The sequence below is a fragment of the Saccharopolyspora sp. NPDC002578 genome (genome assembly GCF_053592695.1).
In genome coordinates this window covers 31,126-47,181 of record NZ_JBSFWJ010000039.1, presented here as the reverse complement: position 1 = coordinate 47,181, position 16,056 = coordinate 31,126, and the positions used below count along the sequence as shown (strand labels likewise).

17 protein-coding genes are annotated in these 16,056 nt (G+C 70.6%); 5 read left to right on the top strand and 12 right to left on the bottom strand.

Going from position 1 to position 16,056, the window contains the following annotated elements:
- The first annotated feature begins 62 nt into the window (after nucleotides 1-62).
- Both ACWD38_RS19000 and ACWD38_RS18995 read left to right on the top strand, forming a co-directional pair.
- Nucleotides 63-680 carry an acyl-CoA-like ligand-binding transcription factor gene (locus ACWD38_RS19000; RefSeq protein ID WP_450124579.1) on the top strand — a complete coding sequence of 206 codons (618 nt, stop codon included), beginning with the start codon at nucleotides 63-65 and terminating at the stop codon, nucleotides 678-680.
- A 78-nt stretch (nucleotides 681-758) separates the two neighbouring features.
- A complete protein-coding gene (locus ACWD38_RS18995) occupies nucleotides 759-2,300 on the top strand; it encodes an FAD-dependent monooxygenase (RefSeq protein WP_450124578.1) in 1,542 nt (513 codons plus the stop codon).
- A gap of 31 nt (nucleotides 2,301-2,331) precedes the next feature.
- On the opposite strand, the gene ACWD38_RS18990 is transcribed toward ACWD38_RS18995, so the two are convergent.
- Nucleotides 2,332-3,294, bottom strand: a complete 963-nt coding sequence (locus tag ACWD38_RS18990; protein ID WP_450124577.1) for a ketopantoate reductase family protein — start codon at nucleotides 3,292-3,294, stop codon at nucleotides 2,332-2,334.
- Between the two features lie 88 nt (nucleotides 3,295-3,382).
- Here ACWD38_RS18990 and ACWD38_RS18985 point away from each other — a divergent pair, with 88 nt between their 5' ends.
- Nucleotides 3,383-3,952: a TetR/AcrR family transcriptional regulator gene (locus ACWD38_RS18985; protein WP_450124576.1), complete on the top strand. Its 570-nt coding sequence runs from the start codon at nucleotides 3,383-3,385 to the stop codon at nucleotides 3,950-3,952.
- Nucleotides 3,953-4,045: 93 nt separating this feature from the next.
- Complete coding sequence (locus ACWD38_RS18980; RefSeq protein ID WP_450124575.1) at nucleotides 4,046-5,176, top strand: hypothetical protein; 1,131 nt, start codon at nucleotides 4,046-4,048, stop codon at nucleotides 5,174-5,176.
- Between the two features lie 87 nt (nucleotides 5,177-5,263).
- Here ACWD38_RS18980 and ACWD38_RS18975 read toward each other — a convergent pair whose 3' ends face one another.
- From ACWD38_RS18975 to ACWD38_RS18955, 5 genes are all read right to left on the bottom strand, one after another.
- The gene (locus ACWD38_RS18975) at nucleotides 5,264-6,013 is read right to left on the bottom strand and encodes an SDR family oxidoreductase (RefSeq protein ID WP_184479700.1); all 750 of its coding nucleotides are present in this window, start codon (nucleotides 6,011-6,013) and stop codon (nucleotides 5,264-5,266) included.
- Nucleotides 6,010-6,795, bottom strand: a complete 786-nt coding sequence (locus ACWD38_RS18970) for an SDR family NAD(P)-dependent oxidoreductase (RefSeq protein ID WP_450124574.1) — start codon at nucleotides 6,793-6,795, stop codon at nucleotides 6,010-6,012. Before ACWD38_RS18970 ends, ACWD38_RS18975 begins: the two co-directional genes overlap by 4 nt.
- Before the next feature lie 34 nt (nucleotides 6,796-6,829).
- Nucleotides 6,830-7,882 carry an MBL fold metallo-hydrolase gene (locus ACWD38_RS18965; protein ID WP_450124573.1) on the bottom strand — a complete coding sequence of 351 codons (1,053 nt, stop codon included), beginning with the start codon at nucleotides 7,880-7,882 and terminating at the stop codon, nucleotides 6,830-6,832.
- Nucleotides 7,883-7,987: 105 nt separating this feature from the next.
- Nucleotides 7,988-8,800, bottom strand: coding sequence for an enoyl-CoA hydratase/isomerase family protein (locus tag ACWD38_RS18960; RefSeq protein WP_450124572.1), 813 nt, complete (start codon nucleotides 8,798-8,800; stop codon nucleotides 7,988-7,990).
- A gap of 70 nt (nucleotides 8,801-8,870) precedes the next feature.
- Nucleotides 8,871-10,019 (bottom strand): acetyl-CoA C-acetyltransferase, encoded by a 1,149-nt coding sequence (locus ACWD38_RS18955; RefSeq protein ID WP_184479704.1) that lies wholly within the window; start codon nucleotides 10,017-10,019, stop codon nucleotides 8,871-8,873.
- A gap of 211 nt (nucleotides 10,020-10,230) precedes the next feature.
- On the opposite strand from ACWD38_RS18955, the gene ACWD38_RS18950 reads away from it, so the two are divergent.
- Nucleotides 10,231-10,980: an SDR family NAD(P)-dependent oxidoreductase gene (locus ACWD38_RS18950; RefSeq protein WP_450124571.1), complete on the top strand. Its 750-nt coding sequence runs from the start codon at nucleotides 10,231-10,233 to the stop codon at nucleotides 10,978-10,980.
- A gap of 60 nt (nucleotides 10,981-11,040) precedes the next feature.
- Here ACWD38_RS18950 and ACWD38_RS18945 read toward each other — a convergent pair whose 3' ends face one another.
- The 6 genes from ACWD38_RS18945 to ACWD38_RS18920 form a co-directional block, all read right to left on the bottom strand.
- Entirely contained in the window at nucleotides 11,041-12,531 is a 1,491-nt protein-coding gene (locus tag ACWD38_RS18945) for a class I adenylate-forming enzyme family protein (RefSeq protein WP_450124570.1), read from the bottom strand.
- 27 nt (nucleotides 12,532-12,558) lie between these two features.
- The gene (locus ACWD38_RS18940) at nucleotides 12,559-12,879 is read right to left on the bottom strand and encodes an EthD family reductase (protein ID WP_184479707.1); all 321 of its coding nucleotides are present in this window, start codon (nucleotides 12,877-12,879) and stop codon (nucleotides 12,559-12,561) included.
- A 31-nt stretch (nucleotides 12,880-12,910) separates the two neighbouring features.
- Nucleotides 12,911-13,294 (bottom strand): hypothetical protein, encoded by a 384-nt coding sequence (locus ACWD38_RS18935; RefSeq protein ID WP_184479708.1) that lies wholly within the window; start codon nucleotides 13,292-13,294, stop codon nucleotides 12,911-12,913.
- Nucleotides 13,291-13,653: a nuclear transport factor 2 family protein gene (locus tag ACWD38_RS18930; protein ID WP_184479709.1), complete on the bottom strand. Its 363-nt coding sequence runs from the start codon at nucleotides 13,651-13,653 to the stop codon at nucleotides 13,291-13,293. The genes ACWD38_RS18935 and ACWD38_RS18930 overlap by 4 nt, the downstream gene beginning before the upstream one ends.
- A 381-nt stretch (nucleotides 13,654-14,034) precedes the next feature.
- Nucleotides 14,035-14,661, bottom strand: a complete 627-nt coding sequence (locus ACWD38_RS18925; RefSeq protein WP_184479710.1) for a TetR family transcriptional regulator — start codon at nucleotides 14,659-14,661, stop codon at nucleotides 14,035-14,037.
- Between the two features lie 46 nt (nucleotides 14,662-14,707).
- Entirely contained in the window at nucleotides 14,708-16,006 is a 1,299-nt protein-coding gene (locus tag ACWD38_RS18920) for an FAD-dependent oxidoreductase (RefSeq protein WP_450124569.1), read from the bottom strand.
- Between the last annotated feature and the right edge of the window lie 50 nt (nucleotides 16,007-16,056).

Below are 16,056 nucleotides of genomic sequence, written 5' to 3'. Positions count from 1 at the left end.
GACTGAAACTTTCCGGTCGCGCATTTTTGCGCAATGCGCAAGTTGTCGGTGCGGTCGTCGGCATGGACGCAGCGCGGATCGGCTTGCGCGAGCGCAAGAAGCAGGAAGCCCGGCTCGCTCTGAGCTGGGCGGCCATCCGGCTCGCGGTGGAGCGCGGGCTCGACAACGTGCGAGTGGAGGACATCGCCGCCGAGGTCGGCGTCTCCACCCGCACCTTCAACAACTACTTCGGCGGCAAGGGTGAAGCGATCGCCGCGCGGCACCTGGAGCGGGCGCGCCAGATCGCGGTGGAGCTGCGGGCTCGGCCCGCGTCCGAGCCGTTGTGGACGGCCATCACCAACGCCGCTTTGGCGCGGTTCGCGCCGGGCCAGGGCACTGGCGAGCACGAACCGGAGCAGCAGTGGATCGACGGCGTGCGCCTGATGGTCTCGGAACCGGCGCTGCAAGGCGATTTCATGAAGGCCAACGCCGCGGCCGAGGCCGAGCTCGCCGCGGCCGTCGCCGAGCGCACCGGCGCCGACCCGGCCCGCGACCTGCATCCGCGGCTGGCGGCGGGGGTGGTGGGGGCTGCGATCGCGGTAGCCACCGAGCACAGGCTGAGAGCCGCCGAACCCACCCCGATGGCACCGGTGCTGCGCGACGCGCTCCGGCAACTCGCCGCAGGGTTGCCCGTGCCGTAATCCCGACCACCACTGGACGCCACAGTGCCGCCGGGCCGGCCGGCGCGCCGTTTCCCCCACGACAGCAAGGAAAAATCCGTGACCACCGATGTCGTCATCGCAGGCGCCGGACCGAACGGGCTGATGCTGGCCTGCGAGCTGAGCTTGGCCGGGATCAAGCCCCTGGTGCTCGAACGTCTGCCGGAGCGGACGTCGCAACACCGCGCCAACGGACTGGTCGGCCAGGTGGTGCGGATGCTCGATCGCCGGGGTCTGTACCAGCGCCTCAACGGGAATACCGTTCCGCCGCAACCGATCCCCGCGTTCGCGTTCGGGGTGATGCGGCTCGATCTGGAGGCCCTCGACGACAACCCGATGTACGCGCTGGGCGTGCCGCAACGCCGGATCGAGCAGGTGCTGGAGGAACGCGCGGTCGAACTCGGCGCGGAGATCCGTCGCGGGCACGAGCTCGTCGGGCTGGCCCAGGACACCGATTCCGTCACCATCGACGTCATCGGGCCGGACGGACCGCACCGATTGCGCGTCCGCTACCTGGTCGGCGCGGATGCTGGGCACAGCCCGACGCGCAAGCTCTCCGGCATCGGATTCCCCGGCGCCACCACCGACGGCGTCGTCTCCCGCCTGGCACACGTCACCGTTCCGCCGTCACTGGTGGACCCGGCGACCCTGGGACTGAACGTGCCCGGGTACGGCCTGGTGCCACCGTTCATCCACCACCGCACCGAGCGCGGCGTGCTCGCCTACGCCCCGTTCCCCGGGAAGGCACCATTGGTGTCCACAATGGAATGGAACGCGGAACCGGCCGACCAGGCGATGACGGTGAACGACCTGCGTGAGAGCGCGAGCCGGGTGCTCGGCACCGACCTGGCGCTCGGCCCGCCCGAAGGTGACGGCCCGCACCAGCTGCGCCGGTTGACCAGCAGCAACACCCGGCTGGCCGACCGGTTCCGGGACCGCCGGGTGCTGCTGGTCGGCGACGCGGCCCACGTGCACTCGGCGATCGGCGGTCCCGGGCTGAACCTCGGGCTGCAGGACGCCGTCAACCTCGGCTGGAAGCTCGCAGCCGAACTGCGGGGCTGGGCGCCGACCGGCCTGCTCGACAGCTACGAAACCGAACGGCGAACGGTGGCCCGGCGGGTCGTCATGCACACCCGCGCCCAGTCCGCACTGCTCTCCCCCGGCGACGAGATCACCGCGCTGCGGGACCTGTTCGGCGAAATCCTCCAGGAACCGCGCAACGTCCAGCACATCGCGGACATGATGTCCGGAGCGGACGTCCGCTACGAGATGGGCACCGGCGACGAGCACCCGCTGGTCGGCCGGTGGGCGCCGGACCTGCGGCTCGACACCATCGACGGTTCCGTCCGGCTGGCGGAGCTGACCGCGGGCGCCAGCCCCCTCCTGGTGGACACGACCGGCTCGCTCGGCGATGCGCTTTCCGGCTGGCGGGACCGGGTGCAGATCGTCACCGGTCGCGCCGACACCTCGACCACCGCGATGCTCCTGCGCCCGGACGGCTACACGGCCTGGGCATCGAACGCCGCCCGGCCCGACACCCGATCCCTCCGCCAGGCCCTGACCGCGTGGTTCGGCGCCGCCACGGCGGAGGTGAGCGCATGACCGCGACGGACCGCCGACAACATCGGCAAAATCAGGAACCCGTCTCCTCGCGGGCGAAGTGCGGTTCCGCTGCTTCCAACCGCGGTACGGAGATGCCCAGCCGTCGTGCTTCGGCCAGGACGTCTCGGCAGACCTCGCGCGGCTCCTCGGCATCGGGGTCGTCGTGCATCGTGAGGCTCACGCGCGCGGGCGGGACATGAGCGGTCAGCCAGGCGAGCGCGGGGGCGGTGAGCCAGGTGGGCGCCCGGAACGGCAGCAGAGCGCCCCGGTGCCGTCGCAGGTCGAGGTCGCGCGCCTGGAGGAGCGGCAGCAGTTCGCGGCCGGCCAGCAGTGCCTCGCGCAGGTCGCCCCTCGCCCCGGCCAGTTCGGACAGGGAACCCCGCCGCAGGCCCTGCGAGAACATGCCGGCATCCGACACGAAATGGACCCACAGCCAGCCGTGGAAGTCGGGCCGCTCTTTGCTCCGGAGCCCGGCCTCGCGAAACGCCTGACGCACGACCTGTTCCCGGCCTGTCGGGGGCCGGCCGAGGGTGCCGAAGACGACCGACCGCAGCAGAGCCCCGTGGAGCACGTCGTCCACGCCGAAACCGCCACCGGCCTGAGGAAAGCCCCAGGCGATCTGGTCGGGCGGGAGTGCACCGATCGCGGCGAGCGGCTCGGTCCAGAGATTGCCGAAGATCAGCACCGTGGCCCGGCCGACGCGCGGGGACAGGAAGGCCGTCGCCTCCGGGAGGCGGTGGTGCGGCACGCTGAGCACGATCAGGTCGAAGTCGTGGTCCGGCTCCAGCGCTTCGCGGTAGCGCACCGGCCACCGCTCCGCGACGCGCTGCCCCCACACCCGGCGTCGCATATCGATCAGGTCGAGGTTCACCGCGCCTCCGTACGACGCCGCGCGGCCCGGCCGGACGTAGAACTCGACGCTATGACCAGCCCGTTCCAGGGCCCAGCCGTAGATGGTGGCGATCACGCCGCGGCCGAACATCAAGATCTTCACACTGCACCTCGTGGGGTACGGTCGATTCGGAGACAATCTCCATTTTCAAAATATGGAGACCGTCTCCACTTGTCAACGGGAGGTACGCATGACCGCCGACAAGCCACTGCGGGCCGACGCCCAACGCAAGCGCGAGGCCCTGCTCGCGACGGCCCGGGAGGTCTTCGACGCCGGAGGCTTCTTCGACCTGCGCTTCGATGACTTCGCTCGGATGGCCGGGGTGGGCACCGGCACGCTGTACCGCCATTTCCCCACTCGGGAGGCGCTGGCCGAGGCGGTCTACCACGGCGAGGTCGCCACGCTGTGCGACCTCGCCCGCCAGCTGCAGGCCACGCTGCCCGCGGCGGAGGCTTTGGCGGCTTTCCTACGCGGCATGGTCGACCACATAGCCGCCCACGAGGGCCTGGCCCGGACGCTGGCCACGCTCTGGGCCGATCGCTCCGGCACCCTCGCCGAGGGCAGCAGGGCGCTGGAGCAGGCGGTCACCGACCTCGTGGCCGCCGCGGTGCGGGACGGCACCGTTCGCGACGACGTGGATGCCGGTGCCGTGATGATGGCGCTGCACGGCATCGGTGCGGCCCATGACCGGCCCGGTTGGCGAGCTGAGGCCGACGATGTGATCACCCTCGTGCTGGACGGACTGCGCCGCCCGCGATGACGAGGTGCGGCACGAGGTCGCATGCCGCGGGGGAAGGATTCGGCCCACGATGCTGTCCGCAGCCGACTCCCCCGCATGTGCCAGGCTACGGGCATGGCACTGCCTCATGACGACATCGATCCCGGTGGACTGCTCGAGTACTCGGTGGTGTTCACCGACCACTCGCTCAATCACATGTCCCAGCGCTTCGTGGGCGTGATGCAGGGCATCGTCGACGTCCTGCGCACGACCTACCGAGCGCACAGCGTTGCGCTGGTGCCGGGAGGTGGCACCTACGGCATGGAGGCCGTCGCCCGCCAGCTCGCGACCGGCCGCCGCTGCCTCGTGGTGCGCAACGGGCTCTTCTCCTACCGCTGGTCGCAGATCCTCGACATGGGGTCGATCGCGCAGGAACACGCGGTATGCCGGGCACGACCGATCGATGAGTCGCATCAGGCCCCGTGGCGGCCGGCACCGATCGACGAGGTCGTCTCCGCCATCCGCGAGCAGCGGCCCGAGGTGGTCTTCGCGCCGCACGTCGAGACCGCCGCGGGCATGTTGCTGCCGGACGACTACCTCCGCCGCCTCGCCGAGACCACCCACGAGGTCGGTGGGCTGCTGGTCCTGGACTGCATCGCCTCCGGAGCGCTCTGGGTCGACATGGCCGACCTCGGCGTCGACGTTCTGCTGAGCGCCCCGCAGAAGGGCTGGAGCGGCTCCCCCTGCGCCAGCTACGTCATGCTCAGCGAGGCCGGGCGGGCGGCGGTCGAGGCCGGCACGTCAACGAGCTTCTCCGCTGACTTGAAGAAGTGGCTGTCGATCGCGGACGCGTACACGCAGGGCCAGACCCCGTACCACGCGACCATGCCGACCGACACCCTCGCGCACAACCTGGAGCTCATGCTCGCGACCCGCGATCGCGGACTCGAGGACCTCCGCGCCGCGCAGGTCGACCTCGGCAGCCGCGTTCGCAAGCTCCTCGCTGAACACGGGCTCCCCTCGGTCGCCACCGACGAGTTCGCAGCCCCCAGCGTGGTGGTCGTCCACACCGAAGACCCGCAGCTGCGCAGCGGTGCCGCCTTCAAGGAAGCCGGTATCCAGATCGCGGCCGGAGTACCACTGCACTGCGACGAGCCGGCCGAATTCTCCACCTTCCGCATCGGCCTGTTCGGGCTCGACAAGCTCGGCGACGTCGAGGGCACCCTCGCCCGGCTCCGGACGGGATTGGACAAGGTCAGCAGCTGATCAGCCCTTCATGCCCAGAGGCTCCTCTTCCACATCCGCGTGGGACCCGTTGAGGTCACCGGCCTCGGGCGTGCAGGTGATCTCCGGTCAGACCGCCGTGTAGCCGCCGTCGACGGGCACGGCGGCGCCGGTCATGAACGATGCGCCTGGGGAGCACAGGAAAGCGATGACGTTCGCGATCTCCTCCGGCGATCCGGCGCGGTGCAGCGGCGGAGTCGTCCACCGCTGCGGGCCCGCCGGTACGACTGAGGCACCGTAGACGTCCTCGCTGTTGGTCGTCAGGTTCGTCGAGACGTGACCGGGGCACACGCAGTTGGCCCGGATTCCGCGGTCGGCGTACTCCGCCGCGATGCCGCGCGTCAGCTGCACGACGCCGCCCTTCGTCGCGTCGTAGGCGGCGCTGCGCCCAGCGGCGACGAGCGATCCGACCGACCCGACGGTGACGAGGGAGCCGCCACCGGCAGCGAGCAGGTGCCGCAAGCCGTGCTTGGCCGTGAAGAACGTTCCGGTGAGGTTGACGTTGACGAGGTCGTGCCAGGACTCCGACGACATCTCGTGGGCGGGACCGCCGATCACGATGCCGGCCGCGGCGACGACCGAATCAAGCCCGCCGAACCGCTCTGCGGCCACCATCATCGCGTGGGCGACGCTGTCCTCGTCGCTCACGTCGCACTCCACGCCGACGCACGCCTCCCCTAGCGCGTCGGCGACCGCCGCTGCGGCTTCGCCACGCACGTCGCAGACCACGACGGACGCGCCGTCCCGGGCGAAGCGCTCCGCCGTTGCGCGTCCGATGCCGCTGCCCGCACCGGTGATGAGAATCCGCTGTGGAGTCACGGCTCGCTCCCCTTCAGTTCGATGCCGTACGAGGTCGCCGTCAGGCCTCCGTCGACCGGGAGGTCCACACCGGTGACGAACGCGCTCAGGTCCGAACCCAGCCACGCCGCCGCTTCACCGATGTCCGACGGACGCCCGAGCCGCCCCAACGGCAGCTTCGCCGCGTACGCGCCCCAATCCGCCTGCGCGAACTGCGGGTCACCGACGCTCATGCCGCTGTCGATCGGCCCTGGGCAGAGGGCGTTGACCCGGATTCCCAGTGGTCCGAGCTCCACCGCGGCCGACTTGGTGAGCCCGCGCACGCCGAACTTCGTCGCGGAGTACGTCGTGGCACCCGCACCGCCGATCAAGCCGCGCGTGGAAGCGACGTTGACCACGGACCCGCTTCGGGCCCCGCTGTCCCGGTGGAGCTCGGCGAACGTCTGCAGGCCGAGGAACGTTCCCATCACGTTGACCCGGAAGCCGCGTTCGAGATCGGCGTGGCTGGACTGGGCGAGCGTCTTCCCGACGATGAGTCCGGCGTTGTTGACGAGGACGTCGAGCCGTCCGAAATCGCGGCGCACGACACCGGCGACTTCCGCCCATGCGGCGGGATCGCCCACGTCGAGCGGGTGGCACGCCGCGGACTTCCCCAGCCCGGCAGCGGTCTGCGCCAGTTCTTCGCTCAGCACGTCGGTGAGCAGTACGCGCGCGCCGTGCCGCACGCACGCGTCGGCGATGGCGGCACCGAGACCGCGGGCCGCGCCGGTCACCAGCACGGATTTCCCTGCGAGCAGCTGCATTCCCACCTCCCTGTGAGTACGGTCCCGGGTTCGTTCAGCGCGAGTCACCGGTGCCGTCGTCGTCGGTCCGCACGTACCGCTGCACTCCCTCCACCAGCTCGACCGCGAGTCGTCCGCGTTCGACCAGCACGTCGAGGTGCGCGGCCGTCTCGTTCACCGCGAGCATCTGGTTGAAGGCGTTGAGCTCGGCGAACGGGACCGCGTGCCTGGTCCACATCAGATCCCGCGCCACCGCCGACGCGTCGCTCGTGCGGCGGCCGAGCGCGTCGATGGTGTCGTCGAGCCGCGCGTCGTGGTGGTCGAGGAGTTCGGCGACTCTCGCGTGCGCACTGCCGCCGGCGGGCCCGTGCGCCGGCAGCAGCTCCGCGTCGGCGAACGCGGTGACGAGGTGCAGCGAGTCCAGGTAGTCCGCGAGCGGCCGTCCGGACGTGGTCAGCTCGAAGCCGATCGACGGGGTGATGTGCGGAAGCACGTGATCACCGGAGTACAGCAGGCCGCGGCTCTCATCGAGATACACGACATGTCCTCGGGTATGGCCGGGCGTCGGGATCACGCGCAGCGCGTGCCGCTCGAATCGGACCACGCCCGGCCCCAGCCATTGATCCGGCTTCTCCCAGACGCTCGCATCGAACTCGCCGCGGTCCATGTCCCGCAGCACGCGCTCGGCGAGCTCGCCGGCACCTGCCCGGCGCAGCGTGTCCAAGGAGGTGACCGGAACCTCCGTGCGGATCTCGTCCAGCATGTCCAGTCCTGGACGTTCCCCGGCTCCCAAGTACACCCGCGAGCCGACCAGCCTGCGCAGCTCGACGGCCTGCGTGTAGTGGTCCCGGTGCACGTGCGTGACCAGGATGCGGCTGACGTCGCCGAGGTCGTGGCCGAGCGCGGCCAACCCGGCTTCGAGCACCTGGCGCGACTCCGGGATCGCCCAGCCCCCGTCGATCAGGACGACGTCGTCGCCGTCTTCGAGGGCGTAGATGTTGACGGCCCGGAGACCGTCGTTGGGCAGCGGCAGTGGAATCCGGTGCACGTCCGGCCGGATCGTTTCCACTCCGCTGTCGGCCCACGACCCCCTGTCCAGTTTCGTCACGCGCTTCCCTTCGCCGCGTTGGAGCTTGGTTCGGTGCTGCCGCGAGATGGCCGTTCTCCAGGCCGCGTCGGAGTCGTGACCGATCGGGCCGGAGGGTTTCGCGGCTCAGTCCTCCGGCGGTGGGAGGAAGCGGGGTGGGCGTTTGGCGCGGAACGCCGCCAAGCCTTCGACGCCCTCGGGTGATACCGCCGCTGCTGCGAGGGAACGGGATTCACGATCCAGTTGGGTGTCGAGTCCGCTGGAGAGCCCTTGGGCGACGAGGTGCTTCGTGGCGCCGAACGCTCCCGTCGCACCGCGGGCCAGTTGACCGGCGAGCCGCTGCGCCTCGTCGACCAGCGTCTCGCCATCGGTGACGCGGGTGATCAGCCCCATGGCGACCGCCTCGTCCGCGGAGATCCGCGGGTTGGTCAGCAGCAGTTCCATGGCTCGTTTCGGGCCGACCAGTCGCGGTAGCCACCAGGTCACCCCGGCATCCGGCGAATAGCCGATCCCGGTGTAGGCGAGCCTGAACACCGCGTCCGCGGCGGCGATCGTCACGTCCGCGGCGGCGGCCAGGCCGACTCCGGCACCGGCCACCGAGCCGTGCACGGCGGCGATGAGCGGTGCCTCCATCGACGCGAAGACGCGCAGCGCGTCGTGCAGGGCGTCGGTGACGGAGATCAGGTGATCCCGTCGCTTCTCGACGTCCACCGCCTCGAAATCGCGGAGGTCTCCCCCGACGCAGAACGAGTGCCCTTCGCCGCGCAGCAGGACGACCCGGGCGTTCGCGCGGCGGCAGGTCCGCGCGGCGTCCAGAAGTGCGCACGCCATCACGAGATCGATGGGGTTGCCGCGGTCTCCGCGCCGCATGACCACGTGGGCGATCGAATCCCGCACCTCGACGGTGACGGGTGATCTCTCCGCGCTGTTCCCGCTCATGGCCCCATCCGGCCCCCGTCGACGATCGCCGCACGGCTCCTCGGTCATCTCGGACCTCCCTCTCGTGTCGTCAGATGCGTTCGACGACTGTCGCGTTCGCCATGCCGCCGCCTTCGCACATGGTCTGGAGCCCGTACCGGCCGCCGGTCCGGCGGAGGTGGTGGATCAGGGTGGTCATGAGCCGTCCCCCGGTCGCACCGAGCGGATGGCCCAGCGCGATGGCCCCGCCGAGCACGTTCGTCCTCTCCCAAGGAGCCCCGGTTTCCTTCAACCAGGCCAGGACCACCGAAGCGAACGCCTCGTTCACCTCGAACAGGTCGATCTCGTCGATCGTGAGGCCGGCCTTGGCCAGGACCGCCTTCGTCGCGGGGATCGGGCCGGTGAGCATGAACACCGGGTCGGACCCCACGACCGCCATGGTGTGAATCCTCGCCAGCGGTGTGAGTCCGTGAACCTCGACGGCCTTCTCGGAGGCGATCAGCATCGCGGACGCGCCGTCGGAGATCTGGCTCGACACGGCGGGTGTGAGCCGGCCGCCCTCGCGGAGGGGCTTCAGGCCCGCCATCTTCTCCAGCGAACCGTCCGGACGCGGCCCTTCGTCCGCGACGACATCACCCACCCGCACGACCTCTTCGGCGAAAAGACCGTCCTCGGTGGCAGCGATGGCGCGCTGGTGGCTGTCGAAGGCCAACCGCTCCATGTCGCCGCGGGAGATGCCCCACTCCTGCGCGATGAGTTCCGCGCCGCGGAATTGGGAGATCTCCTGATCTCCGTACCGGCGCGTCCAACCGTCACCGCCGTAGGGGAACCCCATCCCCTCTCGTTGGCCGACGACCGCGGGACCGGCGATCGGCACCAGCGACATCACCTCGACACCACCGGCGACGACGAGGTCCTGCGTCCCGGACATCACGGCCTGCGCGGCGAAGTGGATCGCCTGCTGGGACGACCCGCACTGACGGTCGATCGTGGTCGCGGGGACCGTCTCCGGCAGCCCGGCGCTCAGCCACGCGTTGCGGGCGACGTTCCCGGCCTGCGCACCCATCTGGTCGACGCACCCCAAGATCACGTCGTCGACGGACGCCGGATCGACACCGGTCCTCTCCAGCAACGCGGCGAGAACGCGTGCGCCGAGATCGTTCGGGTGGACGGCGCTGAGCCCGCCGCCGCGACGTCCGACCGGCGTGCGAAGAGCTTCGACGACGTAGGCCTCGGGCATGGTTCCTCCAGGTGCGACGGAGTTGAACGAAGCGGGACAGCCGAACCGGGTAGGGCCTATCGGCGCACTGCCGGCGTGCGCTCCGCACTCGACGGCCGCTCAAGCGAGCCTCAAATTAACAGAACTGAATTCAGTTGCATAGGTGCGAGCAACTAGGAGCCGGGCGGCTCACGGGCTAAACTGACTCCAGTTCAGTTCCCTAGGAGGGTATGTGACCAGGCGACTCGACGGCAGCACGGCACTCGTCACCGGCGCCACCGGTGGACTCGGCGTACCCATCGTCCGCCGACTCGCGGCCGAGGGCGCACGGGTGATCATCACGGACGTCGACGTCTCCGCGTGCGAACGGCTCGCCGCCGAGCTGGGCACCGAGGCGACGGTCCACGCGCTGGACGTCGCCGAGCAAGAGCGCTGGCACGAGGTCACGGCGGCGGTGGAAGCCGAGCACGGCGGTCTGGACGTGCTGGTCAACAACGCCGGCATCGGCAGCCTGGCCACCGTCGAGGACGAGACGGTCGAGCGCTGGGAACGGGTGATCGACATCGACCAGCGGGGCACCTGGCTCGGCATGAAGCATTGCGGCCCGCTGATCGAGCGCAGCGGCGGCGGGTCGATCGTCAACATCGCGTCGATCCTCGGCACGGGCGGCGGCTTGGCCAACAGCTTCGGCTACGCCGCCGCGAAGGGCGCCGTGCGCTCGATGACCGCGAACGCCGCGCTGCACTGGGCCGAGCGCGGTGTCCGCGTCAACGCGGTGGTGCCCGGGTTCATCGGCACCGCCCAGCTGCACGAGCGCTTCGACGGCGGCGAACGGCACCGGGCCATGCTCGCCAACACCCCGATGGGCAGGTTGGGACGACCGGAGGAGGTCGCCGCCGCGGTCGCCCACCTGGCCAGCGACGACGCCGGTTACACGACCGGTTCGGAGCTGTACGTCGACGGCGGCTGGGCCGCCCGGTAATCCCGGAAGGTCAGCGGGGCCGTCCTTCACCTCGAAGGACGGCCCCGCTTCTCGTTGCCGTCAGACCGCGCTGCGCTCGCTGAGCTCGCGGGCCGTGCGCGCGGCATCCGCGCGGGACAGCTTGCCGACCCGGTTCAGCGGCAGCTCGTCCACGCGGAACAGGTACTCGGGCCACTTGGCCTTCATCAGCCCGCGCCGGTCCAGGTGCGCCGTCGCGGCGTCGAGGTCGAACCCGGCGTCCTGCGTCACGATCAGCACCGCGACCCGCTCGCCCAGGAGCTCGTCCGGCACCGGCACGACGCACAGCTGCTCGACGGCGGGGTGCGAGGCGAGGGCCGTCTCGACCTCGACGATGTCGATGTTCCGGCCACCGCGGATGATCACGCTCTTCTCCCTGCCCCGCACCGACACCACGCCGTCGGCGCGCACCGACATCAGGTCGCCGGTCGGGAAGAAACCGTCCGGGGTCACCTCGGGTGCCGCGACGGTTCCGCTGCGCGCGTACCCGAGGAACAGCGATGGTCCGCGCACCTGCGCCCGCCCGACCTCGCCCGCCGCGACGGGCGCGCCGTCCAGGTCGACCACGCGCAGCTCCGTGCCGGGGAACGGACGGCCGTCGGTGCCCAGGCGCGTCTCGTCCGGGTCGTCCATGCGCGGCGACGTGTGCCCCAGGCACTCGGACATGCCGAACACCCGCAGGATCCGGGTGCCGAGACGTCCCTCCGCGCGCGCCAGCGCCGCCGCTTCCATCGGCCCGCCGCCGACCGTCATGGCCCGCACGCCGCGCAGCGGCCGATCGCCCTCCACCGCGCTCGCCAGCTGCAGGACCATCGTCGGCACGCACATCGTCCATCGGACGTCGTGCTCGGCCAGCAGTCGCAGCGCGGTCGGCGGATGCCACCGGTCCAGGAACACGATGCGGCCGCCGAGCATGAGCGGCAGGTACAGGCCGAAGCAGAACGCCGCCGCCGACGACAGCGGCACCAGCGCCGCGACGGAGTCACCAGGGGCGAGGCCGACCGCGTCGATGGTGCTGCGCCCGGCGTAGCGCAGCGCGGCCTCCGACTGCACCACGCCCTTGGGGCGGCCGGTCGACCCGCTGGTCAGGCCGATCACCACGCCACCGTTCCAACGCGGGCCCGGCCTCGCCGGCCGCGTCCGGCTGCCCCACCCGTCGAGGACTTGCGGCCCCTCGGAATCCGGTAACCACTCGCCGAGGCGTTCCGGCGAGGCGATCACCACGGCCGGGTCGATGTCCTCGCACGCGGCGTCGTACTCGGCGCGAGTGGCGTGGTGGCTGAGCAGGCCGAGCGTGCCGTCCAGCTTGCCCGCGACGAGGGCGGCGACCACGGTTCGCCAGGAGTTGTCCGCCTGCACCAAGATCGTCGCCTGCGGTCCGGCCACATCGCGCACCGCGGTGGACAGTTCCTCGGCGGCGTGCAGCAACTCGCGCAGCGAATGCTCGCCGTCGTCGTCGGCCGCGACGACCGCATCGCCGCCCGCGTCCGTCGCAGCCGCTCTGGACTCGAGTTCGGCCACCAGTTCCCGCATTGCATTCGCCTCCGTTGGCTCAGGGACTCAGCCCAGGAACATTTCCCGCTCTTCGCCGAGCACCGCGAGGCGCTTGCCCCGCATGCGCCCGACGTGGCGGATCGCCGCGTCCCATTCCTCGCTGGCCAAGGCCGCGCGTGCCGCCTCTTCGGAGTCGAAGCCCAGCACGGACAACCCGTCCCAGCCCTCCGATCGCGGCTCCAACGCGCTGGTGATGGCGGTGTGCCGCCACGCCCGCAGACCCGGCAGCGGGTAGGTCACCTCAGCGTGTTCGCCCCGCCACCACTCGATGAACTGCTCATGGGTCCACTCCGGGGGACGGGAGGCCAGCAGCGCCAGATTGAACATTCCACGTCGTCCTTCCACACCTGGCACCCGCTCAGTCGGACTCGTGCAGCTCCAACATGGGCGAGCGACCGATCATCAAATTCCGTACCGCGCCGTCGGCCCCGAGCCGGGCCGCCGCGACGAAGGTCGACTCGAACACGTCCCCGCGCCTGGTCTCACCGAGCACGAGTTCGTCGTGGCCGTCGGCGCTCGCGGACACCACGTGGTGCGTGAGCACCCCCTTCTCGCGCTGCCGCAGATAGCCCTCGAGCGCCGCGCGGTCGCCCGCGAAGTCCGTCGCCTGCCCCGCGCCCGTGCCGAACACGATCGAGAACCTGAAGTCCGACGCGATCAGGTCGAGGATGTCTTCGGGACGGTCGGAGTCGATCAGCGCGAACCACCGGGTCAGCGTGGGCGCACCTGCCACGGCCGTCATGCCGCCTCCTCGGGGAACATCGAGAACGTCGGGTGGAAGAAGGACTGGTAGCGGGCCAGTTTCCCGCCGGGCGAGACGACACCTGCAGAGGCGAACGAACCGGTGGGCTTCTCCTCCGGTCCTTCGACGACCACGCCGTAGACCATCTCCAGCTCGCCGTCCCGGCTGGACCTGAGAACGCGGTGCTTGCGCCCGACCGCCGGGCGGCCCGAGATGTAGGAGGCGAGGTCCTCCAGGCCGCGGCCGGAGACCTCGTTGCCCGGCAGCGCGAGCAGGAACTCGATATCGGACTCCACCAGCTCCAGCCCGCTCAACGGATCCGGGCCGTCCAGCCGCGCGAAGTAGTCTGAGATGAGCACGTGCGGCTCCTCCTTGTCGCCGTTGACGAGGTGGCACACCAGCCGGAACGAGGTCGGCCACCAGGTGGATCACTAGGTCCGCTCGAAACCAAAGCTGAATTCAGTTCGCTTCGTCTGACGCTAGCCCTCCCCCAAACCCGCCGCAAGACTCAAAATCGCCCAGCCGCGGAGAAGGTGTCGAAACAGGACGAAGCTCCCCGCGCGGACGTCGGAGTCGACGCGCGGGGAGCGCACGGATACCGCTGCTCACAGCGGGTACCGGTTCGATGGAAAGGTGACGCGGCGACCGGTCAGGGCCGCGAGAACGAGGGATCAGAAGTCAGCGGCGAACGCGGGCGGCGCACCACCCGCGCACCGCCGCACCGCGCACGCGGCGCGGGGTCACGGTGTCACGATGCGCACGCAGCAGTGGGTCACCAGCTCGCAGATCGCTTCGAGGCCGGTCTCGCCACCGGGTCGGTACCAGCGCCACACGGCGACGATCGTGCCCAGGAGCGTGCGCGCCAACAGCTGCGGATCACGGCGCGCGAACTCACCGGAATCCATTCCCTGGCGGAGCAGCTCCGTCCAGTTCCGCTCGATCCTGGCGACCAGTTCCCGGCACGCCAGCCGCTCGGCCTCCTCCCGCTCCGAGCTGCGCTCGCTGACCAGCAACGCGATGTTGGCCTGCAGGATCCGGTTCTGCCGCACTTCCAGATCCGAGATCTCGTAGGCGCTGCGCACCGCCCGGCGCAGCGCCTCGTGCGCGCTCGGCGCGTCCGCGGTCGCCGCGCGGAACGCCTCGTCCGAGTTGTGCAGGCCGATGCGCATCACCGTGAGCAGGCAATGCGCTTTCGACTCGAAGTAGTGGTACAGCGCGGTCTGGCCGATGCCGACGTGCTTGGCGATCTCCGACCACTTGGTGGCTTCGAAGCCGACCTCGCCGAAATGTTCCACGGCAGCGCCCAGAATCGCCGCCCGCTTCGACCTGGGGCCGTCGTCGGCCTCCCGCAACGTCTCGACGCCCACACCTTTCCCTCCGTCGGTGAGGATCCAGCATAGATGCCAACCGATGTCAGTTCACGAGGGATCCGGCCGCGGCGCGCCGCCCGAACACGATCGCCGGTGCCAGTCCCCCGGCGTAGGCGCGCTCGTACAGGCCACCGATGTCGGCACCTGCCGCGAACAGGCCCGGGATCGGTGCACCGCTCGACGACAGGACCCGCGCCCGCGGGTCGATCCGGACACCGGTGAACGGGAACGTCACGGCCGGCCGCGCCTCCACGACGTAGTACGGCGGTTCGTCCAGCGCCCGAGGATCGGACTCCCGGCCAGGCCCTGCCGACTCGCCTCGGGCGAGGCGCCCCAGCTCCTCGGCGATCTTGGGGCCGTCGTAACCCCACTCAGCGGGCATCTCGGCGAAATCGGACGCGCTGTCGGCGACCACGCACCGCGCGCCCCTGGACCGGGCCAGTGCGAACTTGTCCAGGCTGTCGGCTCCCTCGACGTAGGCACCGGTGATCCACTCCCGGTAGCCGCGGGCGTCGGTCACCAGCAGACCCCGCGCCTCGGGTTGGTCGAGCAATGCCATCGCCGTGAGGTGATCCGCCGCCGTCTCGTCCACGAACCGCTCGCCCGCCAAGTTGAACAGGGCCGCGTGTTCGCTGTAGTAGAGCGTGATGTCCACGAACAGCTCGGGCTCCAGCGCGATGCCGGACGGGATCAGGTGGCCGTAGAACCCTGCGCCCTCCGATCCGATCGCCGCACCGGCCTCGATCGCCAGCCGCAGTCCGTCCCCACTGCTGAACGGGTTCGACCGCAGCTCGACGTCCCGCGCCTGCTCGTGCAGGTACCGCGCGCGCAGCTCGGGGTCCGCCTGGAAACCGCCGGTGGCCAGCAACGTCGCCGTCGCCTCCACGGTCCGCGCCGAACCATCGGCCAGGCCGATCTCCGCGCCGCGCACCACGCCGTCGTCGAGCAGCAACCTCCGGGCCGACGCCTCCGTCACGATCACACCGTTCTCCCGGACCACGTGCCGGCAGCCGTCGACGTAGTGCGCCGTGTCGAACCGGTGCCCGCGCCCGTAGCCGATCACCGGTACGCGCTTGCCGCAGCTCACCCCCAGCGAGCCGATCCACTGGACGGCGTCGTCGAAGTCGTCCACCAGCGCCCTTTTCAGCCCGAGGTCGCCACCGGGGTTCACCCGGTCCATCACGTCGTGGTCGGGCGCGGTCCAGATGTATCCCGCGTACTGGCCCGATCCGCCGAGCAACGGACCCTTCTCCACCACCATCGCCGACCCGCCACCGCGGACCGTCGTGGCCGCGGCGGTCATACCGGCGATACCACCGCCGAGCACCAGCAGATCGAACATCGCTCACCGCACCTCCTCGTAGAGCGTCGTGCGAGTTCTTCCGGATGAAC